The organism is Synechococcus sp. BL107 (assembly GCF_000153805.1).
GTDB lineage: Bacteria > Cyanobacteriota > Cyanobacteriia > PCC-6307 > Cyanobiaceae > Parasynechococcus.
Genome location: NZ_DS022298.1, coordinates 1,618,242 through 1,642,236, shown reverse-complemented (window position 1 = coordinate 1,642,236; position 23,995 = coordinate 1,618,242). Strand labels below are relative to the sequence as shown.

At 55.5% G+C, this 23,995-nt stretch carries 22 protein-coding genes; 16 read left to right on the top strand and 6 right to left on the bottom strand.

Going from position 1 to position 23,995, the window contains the following annotated elements; translation table 11 throughout:
• Positions 1-113 precede the first annotated feature (113 nt).
• Together lspA and BL107_RS08480 are read right to left on the bottom strand one after the other, a co-directional pair.
• Positions 114-590 (bottom strand): signal peptidase II, encoded by a 477-nt coding sequence (lspA, locus tag BL107_RS08485; protein ID WP_009789912.1) that lies wholly within the window; start codon positions 588-590, stop codon positions 114-116.
• Positions 587-1,156 (bottom strand): biotin transporter BioY, encoded by a 570-nt coding sequence (locus BL107_RS08480; protein ID WP_009789911.1) that lies wholly within the window; start codon positions 1,154-1,156, stop codon positions 587-589. Before BL107_RS08480 ends, lspA begins: the two co-directional genes overlap by 4 nt.
• Before the next feature lie 56 nt (positions 1,157-1,212).
• Here BL107_RS08480 and BL107_RS08475 point away from each other — a divergent pair, with 56 nt between their 5' ends.
• Positions 1,213-1,500, top strand: a complete 288-nt coding sequence (locus tag BL107_RS08475; protein WP_037988370.1) for a DUF3148 domain-containing protein — start codon at positions 1,213-1,215, stop codon at positions 1,498-1,500.
• Between the two features lie 21 nt (positions 1,501-1,521).
• Here BL107_RS08475 and BL107_RS08470 read toward each other — a convergent pair whose 3' ends face one another.
• Positions 1,522-2,775 (bottom strand): pitrilysin family protein, encoded by a 1,254-nt coding sequence (locus tag BL107_RS08470; RefSeq protein ID WP_009789909.1) that lies wholly within the window; start codon positions 2,773-2,775, stop codon positions 1,522-1,524.
• Complete coding sequence (locus tag BL107_RS08465) at positions 2,772-4,010, bottom strand: pitrilysin family protein (RefSeq protein ID WP_009789908.1); 1,239 nt, start codon at positions 4,008-4,010, stop codon at positions 2,772-2,774. Before BL107_RS08465 ends, BL107_RS08470 begins: the two co-directional genes overlap by 4 nt.
• Positions 4,011-4,077: 67 nt before the next feature.
• Between BL107_RS08465 and BL107_RS08460 the strand changes: the two genes are divergently transcribed.
• The 11 genes from BL107_RS08460 (at position 4,078) to BL107_RS08415 (ending at position 14,886) form a co-directional block, all read left to right on the top strand.
• Entirely contained in the window at positions 4,078-4,818 is a 741-nt protein-coding gene (locus BL107_RS08460; RefSeq protein ID WP_009789907.1) for a phycocyanobilin:ferredoxin oxidoreductase, read from the top strand.
• Complete coding sequence (locus BL107_RS08455; RefSeq protein WP_009789906.1) at positions 4,818-5,732, top strand: HlyD family efflux transporter periplasmic adaptor subunit; 915 nt, start codon at positions 4,818-4,820, stop codon at positions 5,730-5,732. Before BL107_RS08460 ends, BL107_RS08455 begins: the two co-directional genes overlap by 1 nt.
• Positions 5,729-6,898, top strand: coding sequence for an ABC transporter permease DevC (gene devC / locus BL107_RS08450; RefSeq protein WP_037988366.1), 1,170 nt, complete (start codon positions 5,729-5,731; stop codon positions 6,896-6,898). Before BL107_RS08455 ends, devC begins: the two co-directional genes overlap by 4 nt.
• Position 6,899: 1 nt before the next feature.
• Positions 6,900-7,613 carry a DevA family ABC transporter ATP-binding protein gene (locus BL107_RS08445; protein ID WP_009789904.1) on the top strand — a complete coding sequence of 238 codons (714 nt, stop codon included), beginning with the start codon at positions 6,900-6,902 and terminating at the stop codon, positions 7,611-7,613.
• Between the two features lie 30 nt (positions 7,614-7,643).
• Positions 7,644-7,799, top strand: a complete 156-nt coding sequence (locus BL107_RS12655; protein WP_006850288.1) for a hypothetical protein — start codon at positions 7,644-7,646, stop codon at positions 7,797-7,799.
• A gap of 103 nt (positions 7,800-7,902) precedes the next feature.
• Positions 7,903-8,835, top strand: coding sequence for a glycosyltransferase family 2 protein (locus BL107_RS08440; RefSeq protein WP_009789903.1), 933 nt, complete (start codon positions 7,903-7,905; stop codon positions 8,833-8,835).
• A 138-nt stretch (positions 8,836-8,973) separates the two neighbouring features.
• A complete protein-coding gene (gene rpsB / locus BL107_RS08435) occupies positions 8,974-9,693 on the top strand; it encodes a 30S ribosomal protein S2 (RefSeq protein ID WP_009789902.1) in 720 nt (239 codons plus the stop codon).
• A gap of 82 nt (positions 9,694-9,775) precedes the next feature.
• Positions 9,776-10,435 (top strand): translation elongation factor Ts, encoded by a 660-nt coding sequence (gene tsf / locus BL107_RS08430; protein ID WP_009789901.1) that lies wholly within the window; start codon positions 9,776-9,778, stop codon positions 10,433-10,435.
• A 5-nt stretch (positions 10,436-10,440) separates the two neighbouring features.
• Positions 10,441-11,640 carry a hypothetical protein gene (locus BL107_RS08425; RefSeq protein WP_009789900.1) on the top strand — a complete coding sequence of 400 codons (1,200 nt, stop codon included), beginning with the start codon at positions 10,441-10,443 and terminating at the stop codon, positions 11,638-11,640.
• A complete protein-coding gene (recG, locus tag BL107_RS08420) occupies positions 11,565-14,117 on the top strand; it encodes an ATP-dependent DNA helicase RecG (RefSeq protein WP_156779429.1) in 2,553 nt (850 codons plus the stop codon). Before BL107_RS08425 ends, recG begins: the two co-directional genes overlap by 76 nt.
• Before the next feature lie 58 nt (positions 14,118-14,175).
• On the top strand, positions 14,176-14,886 hold the full coding sequence (locus BL107_RS08415) for a M15 family metallopeptidase (protein ID WP_009789897.1): 711 nt from the start codon (positions 14,176-14,178) through the stop codon (positions 14,884-14,886).
• On the opposite strand, the gene BL107_RS08410 is transcribed toward BL107_RS08415, so the two are convergent.
• Positions 14,850-16,592, bottom strand: coding sequence for an NADPH-dependent assimilatory sulfite reductase hemoprotein subunit (locus BL107_RS08410; RefSeq protein WP_009789896.1), 1,743 nt, complete (start codon positions 16,590-16,592; stop codon positions 14,850-14,852). The two genes, BL107_RS08415 and BL107_RS08410, sit on opposite strands and share 37 nt — an antisense overlap.
• Positions 16,593-16,679: 87 nt before the next feature.
• On the opposite strand from BL107_RS08410, the gene glyS reads away from it, so the two are divergent.
• Positions 16,680-18,842: a glycine--tRNA ligase subunit beta gene (gene glyS / locus BL107_RS08405; RefSeq protein ID WP_009789895.1), complete on the top strand. Its 2,163-nt coding sequence runs from the start codon at positions 16,680-16,682 to the stop codon at positions 18,840-18,842.
• A 127-nt stretch (positions 18,843-18,969) separates the two neighbouring features.
• Complete coding sequence (locus tag BL107_RS08400; protein ID WP_009789894.1) at positions 18,970-19,155, top strand: hypothetical protein; 186 nt, start codon at positions 18,970-18,972, stop codon at positions 19,153-19,155.
• 19 nt (positions 19,156-19,174) lie between these two features.
• Here the strand turns inward: BL107_RS08400 and chlP are convergent, their stop codons facing one another.
• Positions 19,175-20,533, bottom strand: a complete 1,359-nt coding sequence (gene chlP / locus BL107_RS08395; protein WP_009789893.1) for a geranylgeranyl reductase — start codon at positions 20,531-20,533, stop codon at positions 19,175-19,177.
• A 57-nt stretch (positions 20,534-20,590) separates the two neighbouring features.
• Here chlP and BL107_RS08390 point away from each other — a divergent pair, with 57 nt between their 5' ends.
• Together BL107_RS08390 and BL107_RS08385 are read left to right on the top strand one after the other, a co-directional pair.
• Positions 20,591-21,394 carry a D-alanyl-D-alanine carboxypeptidase family protein gene (locus tag BL107_RS08390; RefSeq protein ID WP_009789892.1) on the top strand — a complete coding sequence of 268 codons (804 nt, stop codon included), beginning with the start codon at positions 20,591-20,593 and terminating at the stop codon, positions 21,392-21,394.
• Complete coding sequence (locus BL107_RS08385) at positions 21,391-23,946, top strand: U32 family peptidase (protein WP_009789891.1); 2,556 nt, start codon at positions 21,391-21,393, stop codon at positions 23,944-23,946. Before BL107_RS08390 ends, BL107_RS08385 begins: the two co-directional genes overlap by 4 nt.
• Positions 23,947-23,995 lie beyond the last annotated feature (49 nt).

Here is a 23,995-nt window from a genome sequence, read left to right as displayed (position 1 = left end):
CTTGGCTTATTCGGCCCCTAGCGGCAAAGACCATTTCGCCCCGTAGGCCAACGGCGATCGCCATTGATCCCAGGGTTGGGTTGTGGACTTTTGAATGTTCTCCCGAGGTGGGTCTAAGCATGGTCTCCGTCATGGCGATTGAGCCAGAGATCAATGCCGAAGCAGAGCACCGCAAAATTGATGGCGATATCTGCAGCGTTGAAAATGGGGAAGTTAATTGGCACCAGCGCTAGAAAGTCCACCACGTAGCCAAGGCGCCACCGGTCCAATCCATTTCCGAGCGTTCCGCCCAACAGGCATGCTGTCGCTAAGCCTTGCCAAAAAGGTATCGCGCGCTGTCGCCCAATCCATACCAGGATTCCCAGACTCACCAACAGACTGAGTAGGCCAAGAAGTTCTGTGGATCCGCTGAATAGGCTGAAAGCAGCGCCGCTGTTGTGAACGAGTTGCAGGGAGAGGATCCCGGGAATAGCGGGGATCGATCTGCCATCAACCAAGATCGCCGAGAGTCCCGCTTTACTCAGCTGATCGATCAGCACGATGGCTGCAGCAATCGACAAGGTTGTGGATCGTTGCAGCAACCTGCTCATGATTCAACGATCAGTAAGCGGCGCAAAATCACAGCAAGCAAGCCTGATGCAATGCACAGGAGAATTTGTGCCGGTAGAGGGTTGACGGAGTACTGCATGATCAGGCTCAGCAACGGTGAACTCCACCGCCCGAGTAGCGCACCCAAACCGAGGTTGAGAAGGCCACACAACTGCAAAACCAAAAGGCCAGCTCCGGCAGAGAGGCATTGCTTTGATAGGTCCTGCATTCCCGTTTGATGCGCCAGTCGGCCGGTTAACCATGCGGCTGGAACAAAGCCTGCCAAATATCCAAAGCCTGGCTCAAGCAGGTAATTCAACCCCCCACCACCGTGGAACACCGGAAGGTTGGTGAAGCCCATGCTCAAGTAAGCCACCGCTGCAATAACGCCAGCGCGAGGGCCACTCACCATGGCGCAGACCAACAGTGCGGAGACTTGCCAGGTTGCAGGGAGATCAAGAACCGCGATCTCTGGAGTCGGTAGGAGAAGGGCCGCTGGCACAAGGCTGCCAATCAAAATGGCCATCAGCCCAGCCAGGGCACCGCTCCAGATGGCGAGAGCCCTCACGTTCCACGAGCAACTGGGCCCATCCTGCTCGAGAATGAATGTCCTGCCTAGAGATCATGACGGCCTCCATTGGTGACAGGTTGCGACTGAAGCGACAAGTTCCTTATTTGAAAACCGCCGACCCCATGCCGATGTTGCGTCCATCGGACCTTGTCAGCCTGGATGAGTTGGGTGAAGTCGTCGCGCTTCATCCGTTCGACACCGTTGCTGTTCGGTTTCGCCGCGGAACCTATTTAATTTCCCTCGATCAACTTGAGGCTGCTTCTCAAGACGATGCTTCTCAAGACGATGCCACCACAAAAGATGCCGATACCGATACCGATGCCGATGACGTGATCGAGTGATGTCTTGACGCCGTGATCTCGTTATGAATGTCGTTCAGCCCAAACCCGTTCGAGCGTTTCCAATGATTCTGGAGGGCCACAGAGGCTGAGCTGGGGTTTCTGAAACCAGCGTTGGCAGGTTGCTTGGATTTGATCAACCGTGATCGCCTGAATGGCGTCCATGCAGCGCTGGTCGTGGTCATCGCGCAGTCCCATGGCGCGAAGTTGAACCCTCCGCTCAGCGCGTTGAGAGCAGGTTTGTCGTGCCTGCGCCATCTGACCGATGAACTTGGCGCGGGCAAGGGTGAGATCGGTTTGGCTCAGAGTGGTTTGTCTGAGTTCGTCCCAGCTTTGAAGGAGGAGGCGCAGACTGAGTTCTGCCCGCTCCATTCCTGTAGCAGCCAGGAGCACAAATGGGGCTGGTCCTATGAGTTGTGGATAGTGCACCGCAACTTCATAGGCAACACCGTGTTCCTCTCGAAGACGTCGAAACAGAAGGCTCGACATCCCAACCCCGAGATGACATTGGAGCAAACGCAACACCAGATCATCGGGATGTCCGTGGGGGACCGTTGCTTGTCCAAGCATCAGAACCACCTGTTCGGTGTCCATGGATTCAAGGTGAATCGTTTCGCACGCAGGCGTTCCGTAATTGAGACGACAAACGTTTGATTCTTCAACGACTAAGGGCCAGCCACGGAATCCATCCATGGCATGAATGTGGTGCTCAATGTCATCGGGTAAGCAGCCCGCCAGGCTCAAAACGCTTCGCCCGTTGGGGAGTCGCTGGGCCAGGGGAAGAATCTGCTGACGCTCGATGCTTTGGAGGTCGCATTCCACTCCCATCGGATCATGGCCATAGCCGCCAGCGCCGAATGCCAGTTCTCGCCAGGCGATGGCTGCCATGTGGAATGGGTCTTCCCGCTGCCGTTGCAGCATTTGCAGGGTAAGGCTTTTTTCAAGGGCGACCTGATCCGGTGCGAGATGCGGTTCCAGCACCATCCACGCCAATAACGGAAGAAGCAGCTCAGCGTCTTCCAGGGTGCTGCGAAGGCTCAGCAGCAGCCCATCCTCTTGGGCATCGCAGCGCAGCCCTGCTCCACATCCTTCGACAACATCGGCGAGTTCCCTTGGGTTGTAAGGGCCGCAGCCCCGGCTCAGAAGCGATGCCAATAAGTCGTGGGCACCGCGCTGATCTTTGGCATCGCAAGCACTGCCAAATGGCAGCCAAAGCTTTGCGGCCATCACGCCCGGTGACGCGAGAGGTTCGACCAGAACATCCAGTGCTGATTTCACTGGTGATCTCCCGGGCGAGCAATCAATACACAGGCCTTTTCAGGCAGAAGCGCAGGAAATAGTTCGGTCTGTAGTCGGTCGGTACTCCAGTGGCCTAGGAGGTTTAGGGGAGATAACAAGTCTTGGTGGCGATGCCAAAGCACGTGGCTGGCACAAAGACCGGTCACATGTCCGACAGATTCCAACGAATAGCGGAGGCTATTGCTCACAAGTTGATAACCACGCCGTAACTCTTGTTCTGAGACGGCTTCGTTTGCCACTTGATGCAGCACTGCACTGATCTCTTGTTCGACGGCGGACAATGCGTCCTCTTGGCAGATCACTTCAAGGGTGATGAGGCTCCCCTCCTCCAAGGCTGTGAGATCCATCGAGATGCTCTCAACCAATTGAAGCTCTTCCCGTAAACGCTCCACCAAACGGCTTCTTCTTCCCTCACCTAATAATGTTGTTGCGAGATCTGCTCCCATGACGGCGTCCTGGTTGTGGGCGGGAGCTGTCGTCCAAAGCATCAATATTCGCGCCGACTCCAATCGGTCGACCCGTTGCGTGTGGCGGCCGGCTTGAAGCATCAACGGCAAGGGTTGATGCGAGCTGGGCTTGTTTTGATCTGCTGGTAGGTCCGCTAGAGCCGATGCTGCGATGGCCGGTTTGAGAGTTTCTGGGGCAGGGCCAGCCAGGGCAAGTGTGCAATTCGGCCCGAGATAACGCCGTTGGTGAAACCGCTGCATCAGGCTGGGCTCCATGGCGTTGAGGGTTGCAACGTCGCCAAGAATGGGTCTGCCATAGGCGTGGTCTCCACAACCCAAGCTCAAGATGCTTTGCAGCACTTGCTCGGTGGGTTGGTCGGCATATTGGGCAATCTCTTCGAGCACCACATCTCTTTCTGTGGCAAAGCCCTGCGGTTCGAGAGCTGGTTTCAGCACAAGTTCGAGAAGCAAATCCAGAGCCTCTGCTGCTCGATCTGGTGGGACCAAAACGTGAAAGTGCACGTCGTCGAATCCAGTGGCTGCATTGCTGCTGCCTCCAAGCGCTTCGATGGCTTCATCGAATGCCCCAGCGGCTAGACGACCACTTCCCTTGAACACCATGTGTTCAAGAAAATGGGCGATGCCTTCCTCACCAGACCGCTCACTGCTGCTGCCGGCTTGGCACCAAAAATCAATGCAGGTGAGCGGTGCATCGGGCATCGCTGCCGCCACGCAACGGGTGCCGTTGGGCAAAGTCCAGTTGTCCAACTTGGGAGCGAAGAACGAACGGTTCAGAACTGCGTGGCAAAGTTCTATTCTGTGCCTGCCGGCCTTGATGCAGCCTCAGTCGAAGGATCCCTGTCAGGAACTGCATCCTCTGGTGTTGACGCTCGCAGCGTCCATCCGTTCGTCTTGGCAAAAACTTCCAGAACTTGCACCGTTAAGCACCGCTGAAGACCTCAAGGCGATTCATGGAGAACTCGATGGTGAAACGCTTTTTATCGGCAATGAGCTGTATCAGTGCCGAGGTTTTCGCAAAATTCATCTGGAAATAGCAAGACTCGGTAACGGCTTGCAGATTCTTCACTGCGTTTGGTTTCCTGATCCCCGATACGACCTACCGATTTTTGGTGCCGATATCGTTGCGGGTCCTGCGGGAATATCAGCAGCGATTGTGGATCTATCGCCCACATCGGGACGATTACCCGATCCTGTGTTCGAAGGCCTTGAGTCGATCGAAAGGCCAGCATTTCGTCAGGTGCGAGACCTGCCTGGCTGGGGGACCATTTTTTCGAGCAAGGTGTGTTTTATTCGGCCGGATGGAGCCGATGAGGAGGCTCTTTTTAATCAGGTCGTCACCGACTATCTCAAGGTCCTTACTGACTGCGCATCGCGCGCGATTCCCGAATCACCAAGAGCTGTTTCTACGATTGCTCGGTATGAAGGCCAACTGAACTACTGCCTTCAACAGAAGCGCAACGACAAAACCCGCCGGGTGCTCGAGAAAGCGTTCGATCCAGAGTGGGCCGATCGATACATCGAGCTTCTGCTGTTTGATAACCCGCCAACTCTTTAATGCTCCAGATTCCTCGTCCTTTGATCGCAGCCACTGCAGTCGTTGTTGCGGCTGGCGGTTGTTGGTTACTGCGTCCAAAGCCTTCAGAGCTTCAAAGCGCGCCAGTTGTTCCAGAGCAGGCGCTTCCTAGGAAAGCTGAAGCGGTGGCAGCCCTCGGTCAACTGGAGCCCGCCGGCGATATTCGTAGTCTTGCGGCACCGACCGCGGGCATCGCGGGAACGCCTCGAATCGCAGCCCTTCATGTGAATGAAGGTGCGCTGATTCAACGTGGTGAGGTGTTGGCCACCTTTGATCACCGCCAGGGACTCTTGGCAGATCTAGAGGAAATCAACGCAAAATTACAAAGTCTTCAGCTGCAAATAGCTCTGCAAACGGTTGAGGTCAGTCGCTTTCAAAAAGCAGCTGAGTCGGGGGCTGCTGAACGGGTGTTGGTGGATAACAAACGTGAAGAGCTGATCCGGATGCAGGGTCAACGCTTAGAGGCATTGGCGGCTCGAAAGGGTTTGCAAACAGATCTTGAATTGAGCCAACTCACCTCGCCGATTGACGGCCTAGTGCTTGAAATTCATGCCCATGAGGGAGAACGCCCTGGCAGCGATGGCGTCATGGATGTTGGGGCCAGTCAAAAGATGGAAGCCAAAATTGAGGTTTATGAGTCGGATGTTGCGCGTATCCGGATGGGTCAAATCGTGCTTTTAACGAGTGAAAATGGTGGTTTCAAAGGCAATCTGAATGGTCGCGTGATTCGGATTAGTCCCCAGGTTGAGCAGCGTGCTGTGTTGTCGACCGACCCCACCGGCGATGCGGATGCCCGGGTGGTGCAGGTTGATGTTGGTTTGGATCCTGCTGATGCCAAAAGGGTGATGCGCTTGGCTGGGTTGAAAGTGATTGCCCGTTTCCAGCCCACCCCATGACTTGGTCTTGGCAGGGACGTCGTATTCCCCTTTCGTGGATGTTGCTCACCCGACAACCTGTGCGGTTGTTGGTGGCCCTGGCTGGCATCAGTTTCGCCGGGATCCTGATGTTCATGCAGCTCGGTTTTCGGGATGGCTTGTTCGATGCGAGCGTCACGGTTCACCGCCTGTTTGATGCCGACTTAGTGCTGATCAGCCCCCGTTCGGCGAGCTCGGTGCGGATGGCGGGATTCCCGCGACGACGACTCATTCAAACCCTGGCTGACCCCTCGGTCGAAGGCGTCACACCTGTTCATTGGGGTCTGATGTTGTGGCGCAATCCAGAAACCCGTCGAAACCGAGCCATCCTTGCCCTGGGCTTCAATCCTGATGATCCCTTCTTTTTGGACCCTGGACTTGCGGATCAAACCGGGGTGTTGAAGCAAAAAGGCCGAATCCTCTTTGACCGGCTGTCGCGTCCTGAATTTGGCCCGATTGCCGATTGGTACAACGAGGGGAAGGTTGTGGAAACAGAGATCTCTGGGAACCGCGTTCGTGTGGAAGGGTTGGTGAGCTTGGGCACCAGCTTTGGTGCGGATGGAAATTTGCTGACGAGCACCGAAACGTTTTTGGACTTGATGCCTCAAAAATCGCCTGGTGGCATTGAGGTGGGCCTGATTCGCTTAAAGCCTGGAACCAATCCCGATCTCGCTGTGGAGCGTCTTCAGCAACGCTTGCCCGGTGACGTCACGGTTCTGACGAAACAAGGTTTTATTGATTTCGAGCAGAACTACTGGAAAAGCAGCACATCCATTGGCTTCATCTTCACCCTGGGGGCTGCCATGGGCTTCGTGGTGGGTTGCGTGATTGTGTATCAGGTGTTGTACACCGATGTGAGTGATCATCTGCCCGAATACGCCACCTTGATGGCGATGGGATATCGCATCAGTCACCTGCTCGGGGTTGTGATGCGAGAAGGCTTTTATCTTGCAGCGCTTGGTTATGTGCCCGCTTATCTCGCTGGACAAGGTCTCTATTGGTTTGTTCGCGACGCCACAAAACTTCCCGTGGGGATGGACCCTGCCCGCGCCATCACTGTTCTGGTGATGATTCTTGTGATGTGCATGCTGTCGTCGCTGTTGGCCATGCGCCGTTTGATCGATGCCGATCCTGCGGAGATCTTCTGATATGCCTGTTGTTCAAGACTTTGATTCGGTGCTCCCGGCGGTGTCGATTGACACGTTGAGCCACTCCTACGGACAAGGTGCGATGCGCCGTCAGGTTCTTGAAGACATTTCCCTGCGCATCAACCCTGGAGAAGTTGTGCTGCTCACCGGCCCTTCGGGATGCGGCAAAACCACATTGCTCACGCTGATTGGTGCTCTACGCACGGTGCAACAGGGGTCGGTGCATGTGCTCGGTCAACGATTAGACGGTGCAGGACGCCGCAGCCGCCAACAAGTGCGCCGTCGCATTGGAATGATTTTTCAGGGCCACAACCTATTGCGCTGCCTAACGGCAGAACAAAACGTGCAAATGGGTGCAGATCTGCTGCCGGATCTCAGTTATCGGGCGCGAAGGAACGAAGCACGCACTTGGCTTAGGGCGGTTGGTTTGGATGATCATCAAATGGGCCAGTTGCCCCATGATCTGTCGGGTGGCCAAAAACAGCGTGTTGCGATAGCCCGTGCCCTCGCTGCCCATCCGCGTTTGCTTTTGGCTGATGAACCCACCGCAGCACTCGACAGCAGAACCGGACGGGAAGTGGTGGATCTCCTCAAGAAACTGGCCCGGGAGCAATCCTGTGCGGTGTTGATGGTGACCCACGATCCGCGCATTTTGGATGTGGCCGACCGTCTTCTTCAAATGGAAGATGGCTGTTTATTGCCTGCTGTTCAGTAAGATGGTGGAAATTGAATGTGACACCAACGGATGGCCAAGCGCAGAAACCTGAAGAAAGAGAAACAGGAGCGCAACCGCGCTTATGCGCGCAAATTTAAAAAGCGTAAAATGCGTAACGATGGCCGGGGCGAAGGTGCCGGCAATGGTGTAACTGGAACTGCCAACAACGGTGGCGCTGCCGATTAATCGTTCTAACCAGTCTTTGAAGAACGATTTTTTAAAAGAGGGGGGTTTAGCCCCCCTCTTTTTGTGTCCGTAGGCTGGGGGTCTCCTTGTTTCGGCCGTCGCGATGTTCGTAAGCGTCGTTATTCCGACCTACAACCGCCGGCCGATTCTCGAGAAGTGTCTCGATGCATTAGAGCGCCAGCATTTAGCGGATGCTCTTGATCAGTACGAGGTGGTTGTCGTCGACGACGGCTCCACCGATGGCACCCCCACATGGCTGCTTGGGCAGGTGGATCGTTTCCCCCATGTTCGTTTGGTGGAACAGCAGCACGGTGGTCCTGCGGAAGGGCGTAATCGCGGAGTCGATCACGCTAGAGGCGATGTGATTGTCTTTATCGACAGTGATTTGGTGGTCACTGAGTCGTTTTTGGCTTGTCATGCCAAAGCTTTGCAACGCAGTTGGAAGCAGCGTGGCGATCGCCTTTGCTTCACCTACGGGGCGGTTGTGAATACTGCCAATTTTGAAGACCCCACATCGGAACGACACAAGCTTCGAGATCTTTCATGGGCTTATTTCGCCACGGGCAATGTGGCGATCGACCGTGGAGTTTTGGAGCGCTCTGGCCTTTTCGATTGTTCGTTCCGTCTGTATGGATGGGAAGACTTGGAACTGGGGGAACGATTACGGCGGATGGGGGTTGGCTTAATTAAGTGTCCAGAGGCCGTGGGGTATCACTGGCATCCAGCCCTCACCCTCGACCAGATTCCCAAGTTGATCCGTGTTGAGGGTGAACGGGCACGAATGGGACTGGTGTTCTTTCGAAAACACCCCACCCGTCGGGTGCGTTTCATTATTCAGTTCACTTGGTTGCATCGATTGCTCTGGGAGCTCTTAACGCTTGGGGGTCTAGTGAATCAACACAGTCTTCGACCGTTGCTGCGCTGGTTGATTCATAACGGCTATACGGGCACTGCGATGGAGGTCTTGCGACTTCCTTTGAACAGGATTGGCGTTCGTACTCTTTTTCAAGTGGCAAAGGCGGAAGGACTGCGCTAATTGCGATCGATTTGGTAACTTCAAGGGGTACCTAACACCGCACACTTGCCCGTTTCGGGTGTACTTGGATGATTTTCAGCCTTTCGCTGTGATTGTTCAGTCCCTGGCAGGTGGAGGCGAACCCGAAACCCTCAAACCATGGCTGTTGTCACTCTCTCCGAAATGATGGAGGCGGGTGCCCACTTTGGGCACCAAACCCGTCGTTGGAATCCCAAGATGTCGCGCTACATCTACTGCGCGCGAAATGGGGTTCACATCATTGACCTCGTTAAGACCGCTGTGTGCATGAACAATGCATACAAGTGGACTCGTTCTGCGGCCCGAAGCGGCAAACGTTTCCTCTTTGTTGGCACCAAAAAACAGGCCTCCGAAGTAGTTGCTTTGGAAGCTGCTCGTTGTGGGGCGGCCTACGTCAACCAGCGTTGGTTGGGCGGCATGCTCACCAACTGGACCACGATGAAGGCGCGCATCGATCGTCTGAAAGACCTCGAACGCATGGAATCCAGCGGTGCCATTGCGATGCGTCCGAAGAAGGAAGGAGCTGTTCTTCGCCGAGAGCTCGAGCGTCTTCAGAAGTACCTCGGTGGTCTGAAGACCATGCGTCGTCTTCCTGATGTTGTCGTTTTGGTCGACCAACGCCGCGAATCCAACGCCGTTCTCGAGGCCCGCAAACTTGATATCCCGTTGGTGTCGATGTTGGACACCAATTGCGATCCGGATCTCTGTGAGGTGCCGATCCCTTGCAACGACGATGCAGTTCGTTCTGTTCAACTCGTCCTTGGTCGCTTGGCTGACGCGATCAATGAAGGCCGCCATGGCTCAAATGAGCAAAGAGGCGGAGACGATTACGAGGGCTAAGCCCTTGATCCGCTAAGTTCTCGCCGCCGATCTGCTTGCAGATTGGCGGCGTCATGTTTCCTTTTTATCTCCTTTTAATCCGATGGCTGCCGTAACCGCAAAGCTTGTCAAAGAACTGCGCGACAAGACAGGCGCGGGAATGATGGACTGCAAGAAAGCTCTTGCAGCCACCGACGGTGATACCGACAAAGCTGTTGAGTGGCTGCGCCAAAAGGGTATTGCCAGTGCCGAGAAAAAATCTGGTCGAACCGCCGCAGAGGGGTCGATCGGGAGCTACATCCACACCGGTGCTCGGGTGGGAGTGTTGATCGAAATCAACTGTGAAACAGATTTCGTCGCCCGTGGCGACATGTTCCAAGAGCTGCTCCGGGATGTGTCGATGCAGGTGGCTGCCTGTCCCAATGTGGAGTACGTCACCACCGATGAAATTCCAGCAGAGATCAGTGAGCGCGAGAAAGCGATTGAAATGGGTCGGGATGATCTGGAAGGGAAGCCCGAGAAGATGAAGGAAAAGATCGTGGAGGGTCGCATTGCTAAGCGCCTGAAAGAGCTAGCTCTGATGGAACAACCCTTTATCAAAGACAGCTCGATCACCGTTGCGGAATTGGTGAAGCAGGCTGCCGGCAAGATCGGTGAGAACGTCAAAGTCCGTCGTTTCACCCGTTACACCCTCGGCGAAGGCATTGAAGTCGAAGACAACGACTTCGCCGCTGAAGTGGCATCCATGCAGAACGCCGGCTGATCCCGGTGTCAGCCCTGGACATCCAGTCCGCCTACGACCCATCTGAGCAGCTGGCACTCCTACAACGGCAGTGCCGGCAGAGATCGGTTGCCATCTATCGGGATCAAGCGCTTTATCTGCAGGTTTTGCGCGATGAAGTGCAAACTGCCACGCGTCAGGCGCTGTTCAGTTTGTTGAGCGAGGTTGATCCAGCACGATTTAGTCGACTAAGTGCCGGAGAGCGGAGCCGTTTTCACGCGGCGATTCAGGACCTCACCAAGCGGTGCTCCGTTTTACTGACGGTTGAGCAACTCATCCATCTCGTCAACCAAATGCATGATGAGCAGCGTCGCCAACAGGCGCATGCAAGTCGTGAGATGTTTCAGGGTCTCTCCAAAAATCTTCAAGAGACCAAAGCAGCAACACAATCGGACCAACCCGATTCGTCGCGGTTGAACCGAAGTGATCCTGCGGGGTCCGTTCATTTGAGTTTGGCGTCTCCGCTGGGCACCCCTCCTGTCGCACCGCGCCATGTTTCTGATGAAAGTCAGAACGAAGCCAGCGATGCGTCAGATGCCGTCATGCCTGGGGACGAGGAGGAACCACAACAGAGTTCTGATCTCGACGTCTTGCAATCGTTATTTCAGCTGGCTGGTGATGTCATGCAACCGTCTGATCCTGTGGAGGATTGGATGCTGGATGCACCGAGCAGCCCCTCGTCCGAAGGGGATGACTATTTGCTTCCGACACGTCCGGATGCCCTGCTTCATTGGATGCAGTCCATGGATCTGGCCCTCTCTCGGCGTCTGCGTAATTTGTCCCATGCCGTCAATGTTCAGATGTTGAGGGCGGGGCTTGCGCAAGCCCTTCTCCCCATCACCCTTTTGGAGGCCGTTCAGCGGGGACAAATGGAAACCCAGCCGACGGCGAGCAATGTTTTACGCATTCGATTGCCCTTGGCCATGGGTGAACTTGAGCCAGGCATGGATGTGTTTTCGATTTTGATTCGAACCAGTGAGTTGGAATTCGACAGTCATCGGTTGCGCCGTTGCCGCAGCCGTTTACGCCAACACCATCAAGACTTGACCAAAATGGTCGGACAGCAACGTCATTGGGAGCGTCGCTCCCTGGATCGCGAGGCCCGGACCCATTGGCAGACCCCATCCGATTCGACCCCACTCGACTCGACTGCACGCGACTCGAGATCAACGCCGACCGTGGACTGACAAGCGCTCAGCTAGCGCTGTTCCTCGACTGGTTGCGTCCACTGCAGCAGTCGTTGGGTTTGGAGGTGGATCGCGGTTTTCAAAATCTCCAGGGACGTCAACAGCGTTTTCACCAATTTTTATCGCAACAGTTGTCGGCGCCTCCCCCGATACCCATGCCCCGTGGCGCTGTGGAACGGATGGAGCGTTTGCGCAGCTCCTTTGATGCGTATCCGCAGCTCTCAGATGTCGCCCGTCGTCGGCTCGTCACTGATGCCCGTCAGTGGCTGTTCGAGTTACGCCATCGCTTGGAACCATCGGCTCCGATGGCACCACCGCGCTTAAAACTGCAAACCGCTTCTGGGCCACAACCAAACGAACGTCCCAGCCTTGATCTTGAGAGTCCGATCACCCGCATTAAAGGGGTGGGACCGAAGTTGGCCAGTCGCTTGGCCTCACTCAATTTATTGCTGGTGAAAGATCTGTTGCGTCATTACCCCCGCGACCACGTCGATTACTCGTCCATGCGACGGATTGAGGCCTTGGTTGCAGGGGAAACAGCCACCATCGTGGCCACGATTCGCCGTTGTAATGGCTTTGTAAGCCCACGCAATCCCAACCTCGCCATTCTTGAACTTCAGCTGCAGGACCCAACAGGGCGGCTCAAGGTGACGCGCTTTCTCGCCGGGAAACGCTTTAGTTCACAGGCATACCTCAAAGGTCAACAACGCCTTTATCCAGCTGGAGCCAGCGTGGCTGTGAGTGGTCTTGTGAAAGATGGTGCCTATGGGTTGTCGTTTCAGGATCCATTGATTGAGGTTCTTGAGAACCCCTCCTCGCCAGTGAAGTCGGCCAGCATTGGACGTCTTCTTCCGGTGTACGCCCTCACAGAGGGTGTGGGGGCTGATCGATTTAGAGGCCTGATTGAACAGGTGTTACCCCTTACAGAGCAATGGACCGAACCTCTGCCAGAGGCATTACGGCAGACGTTTGATCTTTTGTCGGTTTCAGAGGCATTGCAGGCGCTCCATGCTCCGAAGGATCGGACCACGCTGGACCGTGGTCGTCATCGTTTGGTCTTCGACGAATTTCTGCTGTTGCAACTGGGCTTGTTGAGGCGTCGCCAGGCGTTGCGCTCTCGTCCTGGTCCTGAGCTCGGCCTTCTCCCCTCCACTCAGGGACTTGTCCAGGATTTCAGGGATTTGCTGTCGTTCCAGTTCACCGAGGCTCAACAGCGGGTGTTGCATGAAATCGAGGCTGATTTGGCCCAGTCGAAACCCATGGCACGTCTGGTCCAAGGCGATGTGGGCTCAGGGAAAACCGTCGTTGCGATTGCAGCTCTACTCAGCACCATCGCCTCTGGCTGGCAGGGCGCATTGATGGCACCCACCGAAGTGTTGGCTGAGCAGCACCATCGCAATCTGTGTCATTGGTTGCCCCAACTTCACATCACAGTTGAGTTGCTTACGGGCTCAACGCCCCGTCCCCGTCGGCGTCAGCTCCTCGACGACCTGGCCAGTGGCTCGTTGAAATTATTGGTGGGCACCCATGCTCTCTTGGAGGATCCCGTGGTGTTTGAACGGCTTGGACTTGTGGTGGTTGATGAGCAACATCGCTTTGGCGTTCATCAACGGGACCGACTGCTGAACAAAGGTCTGCAGCCGCATCTGCTCACGATGACGGCAACTCCAATTCCCAGAACATTGGCACTGTCTGTTCATGGTGATTTGGATGTGAGCCAAATTGATGAATTGCCGCCAGGTCGAACGCCGATCAAGACGGCGATGCTGTCCGCCGGACAACGGGAGAAGGCCTATGCCTTGATCCGGGACGAAGTGTCGAAAGGTCAGCGCGCCTATGTGGTGCTGCCACTCGTGGAGGAATCCGAGAAATTGGAATTGCGTTCAGCGGTTGAAGTGCATGCTGAGCTGGTGTCGGAGGTGTTCCCAGATCTGCAGGTTGGCTTGCTGCACGGTCGGTTGAGCAGTGTGGAGAAACAAGAGGTGCTTGCCTCGTTCTCGTCCGGAGCCTGTCAGGTGCTGGTGTCGACAACCGTCGTGGAAGTGGGGGTGGATGTGCCTGAAGCGAGCGTGATGATGATCGACCACGCAGAGCGGTTTGGCCTGGCCCAACTCCACCAGTTGCGCGGACGGGTGGGGCGTGGGGCGGCTGCATCCCACTGTTTATTGATCAATGGCAGTTCCAACCCCTTGGCCCGTCAGCGGCTCGATGTTTTGGTCCGATCCACCGATGGATTTGAAATTGCTGAAATGGATTTGAGGTTGCGTGGTCCTGGACAGGTGCTGGGCACGCGCCAATCCGGTTTGCCAGATTTGGCCCTGGCAAGCCTCGCCGATGATGCAGCTGTTTTGGAGGATGCCCGAACTGCAGCCCAGGATCTACTCCGTGATGATCCAAATCTTGAACGTTGCCCCCAACTTCGAGCCTTGCTGGATGATCAACAACGTCGCCTCAGTGGTGGCACGCCACTGAATTAATCATTATTCACTGGATTCCATTCAACTTTGGACATCCACATCACCGAATCTTCAACCCATGCGTCCTTGGAGTGATCGTCCGATCCAAGATTGCTTGGAACCATTGGATCATTTACCGCCGCCATTGTTTCGAATTGAGCCCCATCCCTATGCGTCTGTGGGAGCGCCCTATGGCCAAAATAAGGACCCCTTTCGTCTCCGATCCGGTGTCGTTAGTCGATTACTTGAGGCGCAGGATCAATTGCGTAATCGTGCCCCCCATCTCCATTTCGCAATCTTCGATGCATGGAGGCCGATCAGCGTTCAGGCCTTCATGGTGAATTACACCGTCGATCAGCTGTGCCGAGAACGGGGTATCGATCGCGATGATCCTGGTCAAAAAGCTGACTTACACAACGTGGAATCTGAGGTGGGGCGCTTTTGGGCTCCACCGAGTCGAAATCCTCAAACCCCTCCCCCCCATAGCACTGGAGCTGCAGTCGATCTCACCCTCGCAACGGATGCTGGAGAGCTGCTGGAGATGGGTGGACCAATTGATGCCATTGGAGCCGTTTCAGAACCTGATTACTTCGCTAAAGCATTCGATCCAGCGGAGCAGTTGTTTCATCAACGACGAGAACTTTTGCGCTCGGTGATGGCGTCTGCCGGGTTTGCTCAACACCCAAATGAGTGGTGGCACTATTCCTATGGCGACCAATTGTGGGCTTGGCGGACTGGGGCCGAAGTAGCGATCTACGCGGAAGTAGGAAGCAATTCAGCAACCCCTTGATCGCCAAGTTTGTTGATGTGATCTCCAAAACTTCGACGGCCACCAGCAGCTTTCCAGCTCAGCAACAGTGGCTCAATGGTTTGCTCTAGATCCTTGAGTGGAAGCTTCTCCACGTAAGGGCGTGCCAGATTTTGCAAATTCGGAGTACCTCCTAGCCAGAGCTGGTATTGATTCACCCCATTCCCCACCAAGGCGAGCTCAGCCATGTACGGCCGAGCACAACCATTGGGGCAGCCAGTCATACGCACCAGTAGGGATTTCTCAATCTCCAGTCGCCTGAGCTGGGCATCGAGTCGATCCAACACATTGGGAAGAATCCGCTCGGATTCTGTAATCGCTAAACCGCATGTCGGCAGAGCTGGACAGGCAATCGCGTGTCGGGCCAAGGGTGCCGGCGACTCCGGTACTTCAAAGCCCAGTTCAGCTAGTGCCGATCGAATGCCGGCGCGTTGCGCGGTTCCGATGTTGCAGAGCAGTAAATCCTGGTTCGCCGTGAGCCTGATTTCCAGTTGATAGGTCTCCACGAGCTGTCGAAGCCCTTGTTTCAGTTCTCCTTCCAACCGCCCGCAAAGCAGGGGTAGTCCCACAAACCAGAGCCCGGCCCGCTGACGGTGCCAACCCAGATAGTCGAGAAGTTTGGGTTTGGGTTCGTTACGGAGTCCTGTGAGCTCAGCCTTGAAATAATCCCGCTGCAACGTCTGGCGGAACCATTGAATCCCTTTGTCGTGCAGCAAATATTTCATTCGGGCGTGGGGCCGGATGATCCGATCGCCATGATCTCGCTGTAGCGCAAGGATCGACTGAACCACGTCTAAGACGTGCTCTGCTGCTACGTATCCGAGGGGATCAGCGATGCGAGCGAACGTCTCATCTTTGTTGTGGGTGCGTCCCATACCACCGCCCACATAAACGTTGCAACCTTTCAACTCCCCAGATGGATGGGTAAAGACCACCAATCCGATGTCTTGCGTGAGCAGATCGATGGAGTTGTCGCCTGGCACGGTGACGCCGACTTTGAATTTCCTCGGTAAGTAGGTGTCTCCATAAAGAGGTTCAGCCTCACTTCCGGAGAAGACCCCACCTTCCGACTGGCGCTTGCGTACCTGTTTCACCGCCTTGGATGGTTTGAAGCGATAGCTGAGATCGCCATCTACCCAAAGGTCGAGATACGAACCTTCAGCCGCTTCTGGACTGAGTAGGTCGGCAATCTCGTCAGCTAGCTGCCGAGCTGCGGGGTATCCACCTTTTTCAAAAGGGGCAGGCGGCGCCATCACATTTCTGTTGATGTCGCCACAGGCAGCAAGGGTGGATCCCAAGTTGCGCACGATGGTGCCGATCACCTCTTTCAGATCAGCCTTTGGGATCCCGTGCATCTGGAAGGCCTGCCGGGTTGTGGTCCGAAGGGTTCCATCTCCAATACGGTTGGAGAGCTCATCGAGGGCTAAAAACAACTGGGCAGGGATTCGACCACCCGGGCTGCGAAGCCGCAGCATCATTTGCCAACTACGGACCTTGTCGGTTTTTCTGAGTTCCCTGTGGTGCTGCTGGTAGCTGCCATGAAATTTGAGGAGCTGAACAGCGTCTTCGCTGAAGCGAACCTCATCGTTGCCAAGTTCCGTTAACAACGGCTCGCGCAGATGGTCGCTGTCGAGCTTGCGCTGCTCTGCTTTTGAGAGGCTGTTGGTTTGAGGTTCCGCCACGTCCACAGAGCCTTCTCTTGCTCAGATCAGGAGTTACTAACTGACCGTAGCGAAACGGCTTCCAATACAGTCGGATTGGCTCATGTCCGTGTCGTGACAACAACGTTTCTTCTTGAAATCGGCACTGAAGAATTGCCGGCGGATTTTGCGCGTCAAGCGCTCGATCAACTCCGAGACCGGGTTCTGCACGATCTTGCAGAAGCTCGGTTGAGCCATGGATCGATTTCGATCTTTGGAACGCCGCGCCGTCTCGTGGTGTCGGTCCCCAACCTGGACGACCATCAACCAGATCTCCGTGAAGAGCGAAAAGGTCCTCCAGTCGCTCAGGCTTTCAAAGATGGTGTTCCAGGCCCTGCTGCGATTGGCTTTGCCAAACGTTGCGGCATCGATGCTTCGCAGCTCGAGCAACGCGATACACCCAAAGGACCGTGTGTCTTTGCCACTGTGTTGACGGCAGGACGCGACGGTGTGTCTCTCCTTCGCGACCTGATCCCAACCTGGATTGACGCATTGCAAGGTCGTCGCTTTATGCGATGGGGGACGGGGACCCAGCGCTTCAGTCGACCAATTCGTTGGCTGGTTGCTCTCCATGGCGACGACGTGATCGATGTGGAGATGCCTGGAGCAGATCCCGTGGTTCAAAGTGATCGCTTCAGCCGTAGCCATCGTCTCCATGGCGATCAACCGCTGTGCATTGCGTCGGCGGATCAATACGTCAAAACCCTGCAACAGGCTGGGGTTCTGGTGGATCGTGATGAACGATCTCGTTTGATTCGAGCGTCGATTGATCAAGGGGCTGAGGCCGCAAATGGGGAGGCCAACTGCCCAGACCGACTGTTTGAAGAACTCGTTGATCTTGTCGAGGGTCCCAGGATTTTGCAGGGGCAAATTGCGGAACAATTTCTGCACTTACCGCCTGAGGTGATTTCCACCGTGATGCAAGCGCATCAGCGCTACGTGCCGTTGCAGATTCCTGGACTTACCCCTGACCCGCTGCGACTCACGGCAGAGGCGGTGCTGCGCCCTGAGTTTCTGCTAGTGGCGAATGGTCTTGAGCAGGCTTCTGCGTTGATTATCCGCGGCAATGAGCGGGTCTTGGGTGCTCGTCTTGCCGACGCAGAGTTTTTCCTCGAGGTTGATCGACGTCAGGCCAGTGCAACGCGTCGTGATGCTTTAAGCCGCGTCACGTTTGCCGAGGGGATTGGAAGTCTTCGTGATCGGTGTGACCGGATTGAACGCCTCACGGACCAGCTATTGACTGACCTTGGGCTGTCGGATTCAGTTGCGACGGCGTCGCGTCGTGCGGCGCATCTGTGCAAGCACGATCTTGTCAGTCAGATGGTGGGTGAATTCCCTGAACTTCAGGGGTTGATGGGTGGGAAATATCTACTGGAGGAAGGCGAATCGCGTGATGTGGCGCTGGCCGTGGTGGAGCACTATCTACCGCGGGGTGCGGGAGACGATTTGCCCAGCACCGACGCTGGGGCCGTGGTGGCCCTCGCCGAGCGGTTTGAATTGCTCCTCAGCATTTATGCCAAGGGGGAACGTCCCACTGGCTCATCCGATCCTTATGCCCTGCGACGGGCGGGGAACGGTGTGCTCCTGATTCTTTGGAATCAAGGCTGGAAACTCGATCTCAATGGTTTTCTTGCCAAAGCTGTTGAAGCCTGGAAAGAGCTGTTCCCTGCGTTCGCGGTGGATACAGCCCAACTGGTTGGTGATCTCTCAGCCCTGTTGCGACAGCGCATCACCTCGCAACTCGAAGACGATGGCTACGCCGCCGATTTGGTTCAGGCGGTCGCTGGCGACACCGTTTCGACGACACGGCTGTTGTGGGATCCCCTGGATGTGCGGGTTCGTATTCAAATGCTGCGGGGCTTGAGAGATCAGGGGCGATTAACTGCAGTGCAAGCCGTCGTTCAGCGGGCTTCTCGATTGGCTGAGAAGGGTGATCTCCCTTCAGGTGTGTTGTCCAGCTCTGATGTGGTCGACCCTGCGCTGTTTGAGTCGGCCAGTGAGCAGGGGTTGTTCGATGCCACACAACGCTTGAACCCGCTTGCGGCAAGTGGTGCTTATCAACAACTTTGTGACGTCCTTGTGGAATCCACACCGGCCTTGGAGGCATTCTTTGATGGTGATCAGAGTGTGATGGTGATGGCCGATGATCCGGCCCTTCGGACGAACCGACTTAATTTGCTCGGGGTGTTACGCAATCAAGCGGCTGTCTTCGCTCAATTCGAGTTGATTCAAAGTTGACGATTTCCTTGGCAGCAGTGTCTTAAACGAATATCGAGACGCTGCTGAATTTTTTCAAAATGACCGATCAAGAGAACGCATCAGGAACGGGCTCTCAGCAACAAGCTCTCAGCAACAAGCTCCCGTCGTGATTCATCTGGAGGGAAACGCATTGGGAACGATTGTGGCGGAATTGATCATTGCCGGTGCGGCGATGTACGCCATCAATGTGTGGTCAACCACCAAAAAAGAAACTGCTCCAGGCAAGAACCTGGAGCAGGGAATCGAACGGCTGAAGGATGCCGCGGCGAAAGCAATGGAATCTCGCCGGTGAGGCTGGAGGCAAGCTGGAGTTAATTCACTTTGGCTTTTTCTTTGCTCTCCTGTTCTTTTGCTTGAGCTTTGATTTGTTGGGAGGCTTCTTCCGCCAGGAAATCACCATCAGACCGACCGACGGCCGAAGGTACTGGCTTGTACACCGGAGGAGCTAGTGCTTCTCCGCGAAGCAAACTTCCAAGGGTGCGAAGCGTGAGCTTCACCTGCTGCCATGGATTCATCAGCACCACTCGCTTGTAGAGGTAGCTGTCAAAGGTGAGGCGTTGGACATCTTTGTCGTCACACATTTCGACGAAGGCTTCCCGTGCGGCGTCATTTCGATAAAAAATGCGCTGCAAAATATCGAGCACGGCATAGGTTGCGCCGTATTTGCGATCCCAACGCTTGAGGTAGGTGGATTTGATCTGCTTCTCCGTCGGAACGTTCGCACCGTTGTTGGAGATTTCAACAATCGCTTCCGCGCACATCCGGCCACTTTTGGCAGCGAAGTAAATCCCTTCTCCAGAACTTTTGGTGACGTATCCAGCGGCATCACCCACAAGCGCCATGCGTCCCACGACGCGGCGAGGCCGCGGATGCTCTGGGATGGGGTGAGCTTCAACCTTGATCACTTCACCTTTGAAGAGGCGTTTGGTGGCGCGTTCACGGATGCCCTTCTGCAAACCCTTAATCAGGCTTTGGTTTTGTTGCATCGTGCCGGTACCAACCGCCACATGGTCGTACTTCGGGAACACCCAGGCATAGAAGTCCGGCGATACGTCTGTACCGACGTACATCTCCGCGAGATCCTCGTAATAAGTCATCTCCTCAGGCGGAAGTTTGATCCGTTCCTGGAAGGCAATCGCCACGTTGTAATCACCGGCGTCCATCGCCTTCGCCACTCGGGAGTTGGCTCCATCGGCACCGATGATCAGATCCACATCAAGGGTTTTAGGCTCGCCTGTCGGACCGCCACTGCTGTAATCGGCGTAATGAATGCAATACGGCCCCTGACGGTTTTTGCCGGTGTCGATTTTTTGCACCAGGCCATTGATCAACGTGGTGCCTAGGTCTGCCGCGCGGTTCCTTAGGAAGGCATCAAACACTTCCCTTCGGCACATGCCGATGTAGGCGTTCTCGTCGTAACCGAGGGGATCGAGCTGAATATCCACCTCACGATTGGAGGGGGAAATCATTTTCATGTTCCGCACCTTTCGATCGATGATCGAATCAGGCAGGTTGAATTCTTCAACCATGCAGAGCGGAATAGCACCACCACAGGGTTTGGCGTTGTCGAGTTTTCGCTCGAACAACCAAGTTTCAATCCCAGCCTTCGCGAGAATTTCCGCCGCGCAAGAACCACTTGGTCCTCCGCCAATCACTGCGACTTTCAACATCTCAGCAAAACTCCGCTGGTCTGTTTTTTAAAGCTACTACCGAGAAATGAACTTGTCTTGGTAGCACGGGCTTACACCCTTACGATCGAAACAACATGCATCAGCGCTGTGGTTCGGCCATCCTCTGCGCGACGCACCGAGCGCGATGACATTCCCGTTGCCCAACGCTCTCGACCGCCACGTCAACGCAAATCAAACAGTGGACTTGGTCTCCTAATGGGATGTCTTTTCGTTGGCGGTGGAAGTGTTCTGGCCGTGATGGTGGCTCCACAGTTGTTGATGGGCATGGCACCAAGTGAACCGTTTGAAATTCGTGGGTTCCGTGAACGTCCCGATTCAGATGGTCGTTTGTTGGGTCACTTTCCGTACCGTGAGGCACTAACCGATGAGCTGATTGTTTTTCAACCCGGCGTGGAATTGCATGTTGATACGGCAGCGGCATTGAATTCGATGATGAATGCTGCCCTTGCCGACGGTGTTGATCTTCGTCTGCTCAGTGGGTACCGCTCTCAAGCACTTCAGGAATCAATCTTTTTTGATGTGGCATCGGAACGTAATCAAACGCCTGAAGAGCGCGCACAGGTTTCAGCTCCCCCTGGCTATTCCGAACACAGCACTGGTTATGCAATCGATCTCGGCGATGGGGAGGCTCAAGAAACCAACTTGTCCACGCAGTTTCAAAACACCCAAGCCTTCCGATGGCTTCAAGATCACGCTGCTCGATATCACTTTGTGCTCTCCTTCCCTGATGGGAACGATCAAGGGGTGATGTACGAGCCTTGGCATTGGCGATATGAGGGCTCCGCGGACGCCCTGCGTCTGTTTGAGGCTGCTCGTCGCTTTTCCCGTCCGCTTCCGTGACGTTTCCTGAGCTGTTATCGCCAGCTGGCGACTGGGCTGCACTGAAGGCGGCCGTTGCATCTGGCGCCGACGCGGTTTACTTCGGCGTTGATGCTTTTAACGCAAGACAGCGCGCCGAAAATTTTCGTGTGGAAGAGCTGCCGCAATTGATGCATTGGCTGCATCAGCGCGGTGTGCGGGGCTTCCTTACCTTCAACGTTCTGGTGTTCACCGATGAGTTGGAGTCAGCGGCCCAGTTGCTGCTTGCTGCAGATCAAGCCGGTGTCGATGCGGTGATTGTTCAAGACGTTGGCCTTTGCCGTTTAGCCCAACGGTTGGTGCCGCGATTAACCCTGCACGGTTCGACGCAGATGTCGATCACCAGTGCCGCGGGGGTGGCCCAAGCCGCTGCCTTGGGTTGTGAACGGGTTGTCTTGGCTCGTGAGCTGTCCTTGCAGGATCTTGAGCGGCTTCAAAATCAGCTCACCCAGAGGCATTTGCAGATTCCTTTGGAAGTGTTTGTGCATGGCGCACTATGTGTGGCGTATTCAGGACAGTGCCTCACGAGTGAATCGTTGGGGCAGCGCAGTGCCAACCGTGGCGAATGCGCCCAAGCCTGTCGCCTCCCCTATGAAATGGTCGTGGATGGCACGTCCCATTCCCTTGAAGATCAACGTTATTTGCTCTCACCACAGGATCTTGCCGCCTGGGAACTGCTTCCTGAATTGCAGCGCATTGGTATCGCCAGTCTCAAAATTGAGGGTCGTTTAAAAGACGCCACCTATGTGGCTGCTGTGACGGAGGCTTACCGCAATCGGCTGGATCAGCAGGATGAAGACCCTTTAGCTGTTCGACGACAACTGGAGCTTGCTTTTTCCCGGGGTTTGTCCACCGGTTGGTTGGGGGGGGTCAACCACCGTCAATTGGTGCACGGGCGTTGGAGTAAGAAGCGAGGCCCGTTGGTGGGGCAACTCCTCGCTGTTGAGCGGGGCGGCTGGCTTCAAATTCGAAGTCGTGAGCGGATTCGGGCAGGTCAAGGTGTTGTCTTGGAGGTGTTGTCGCCTGATCCATTAACCCCACCCCGCGAGATCGGTGGACGGGTGATGGCCTGTGAGCAGATCGGTCGTGAGCGCTTGAAACTTCGTCTAGGACCTCACCGTCTTAAGACCGACGCGCTGAGGGCTGGTGCATCGGTATGGCTGACAAGCGATCCAGCTTGGCAAGCTCAGTGGCAACGGGCCTCCCGCCGCATCGTCGAGCCCGTATCCACCCCTTTGGTGGTGTCGGTAACTGGCGCGGTGAATCAGCCCCTAACAATCGAATTACTGCAACCGAGCACCGCAGGGCTCAGCGTAAAAAGCGGGATGCCTCTTCAAGTTGCGAGCCAAAGGCCACTGGATCATCAGCGTCTGACTGAGCAACTGGGACGGCTGGGTGGCACGGCTTGGCGGTTAGAGCGCCTTGAGCTGCATTTGGAAGGGGATCTCTTCTTACCTGTCGCTGAACTGAATCGGATGCGTCGTCAACTGCTGGATTCCCTTGAGACCCTTGCCGTTGCTGATGAAGCCCCGACGGCAGATCGTGAAGTGACTGAAGACAGTGCGCGGTGTGTGCAGGACGTCCTCGTCCCGATGCTCAGCCCCATAGCGGGATCTCCCACTCCTTCAAATCCTGCGGACCCCCAGGAGCCGGGGCTGGTGGTGCTCGTGCGCAGTCTTCAGCAGCTCAGGGCTTTGAAGGCGTTGCCGGCAGCCCTGGCCCCCATTCGTTCGGTGGTGGCAGACCTCGAGCATCCGCGAGATTTGCGTGAAGCCGTTGCCATGGGGCGTGGGCATTGGCCGGAGGGGATCTGGCTGTCTGGTGCCCGTGTCACACGACCGAATGAACGGTGGACTTTGGATCCTTTGATTCGAGCGCGACCTGATGGATTTCTGGTTCGTAATGCCGATCAATTGGAAACTTTGTCTCCGTTAGCTCCTTGCATTGGTGATTTCTCCCTGAACATCGCCAATCCCTTGGCGATGTCTTGGTATCGCGAACATTGGGGCTTGAAACGCGTGACAGCGAGTTACGACCTGAATTTGCAGCAACTGCTTGATTTGACATCCCATGTCGATGGAACCGCGCTGGAGGTCACGCTCCATCAACACATGCCCTTATTTCACATGGAGCACTGTTTGTTTTGCGCCTTCCTTTCGGACGGACAGGACCACACAGATTGCGGACGTCCTTGTGAGCAACACACGGTGACACTGAGGGATCGCAGCGGTGTTGAACATCCGCTACGCGCTGATTTGGGATGCCGCAATACGCTTTTTAATGGCATTGCTCAGACAGGGGTTGAGGCTTTACCCGCCCTAAGAAAGGCAGGTGTGACCTCCTTTCGTCTCGAGTTATTGGATGAGGATGCTGAGTCGACGTTGAGGCGAGTCCGTCTTTATGCCGATGCGCTGGCGGGTCGACTCGCATCGAAGGATGTTTGGCGTCAGGAGCGGATCCACGATCAACTTGGCGTTACGCGAGGGAGCCTGTTGGTGAAGGGGCCGGAAAAGACCAGTCGCGTCTCACGTTGAGATAACCTTTCGCAGCGCCGTCGTGGCGTTCTTCACAATTCCTGACGAA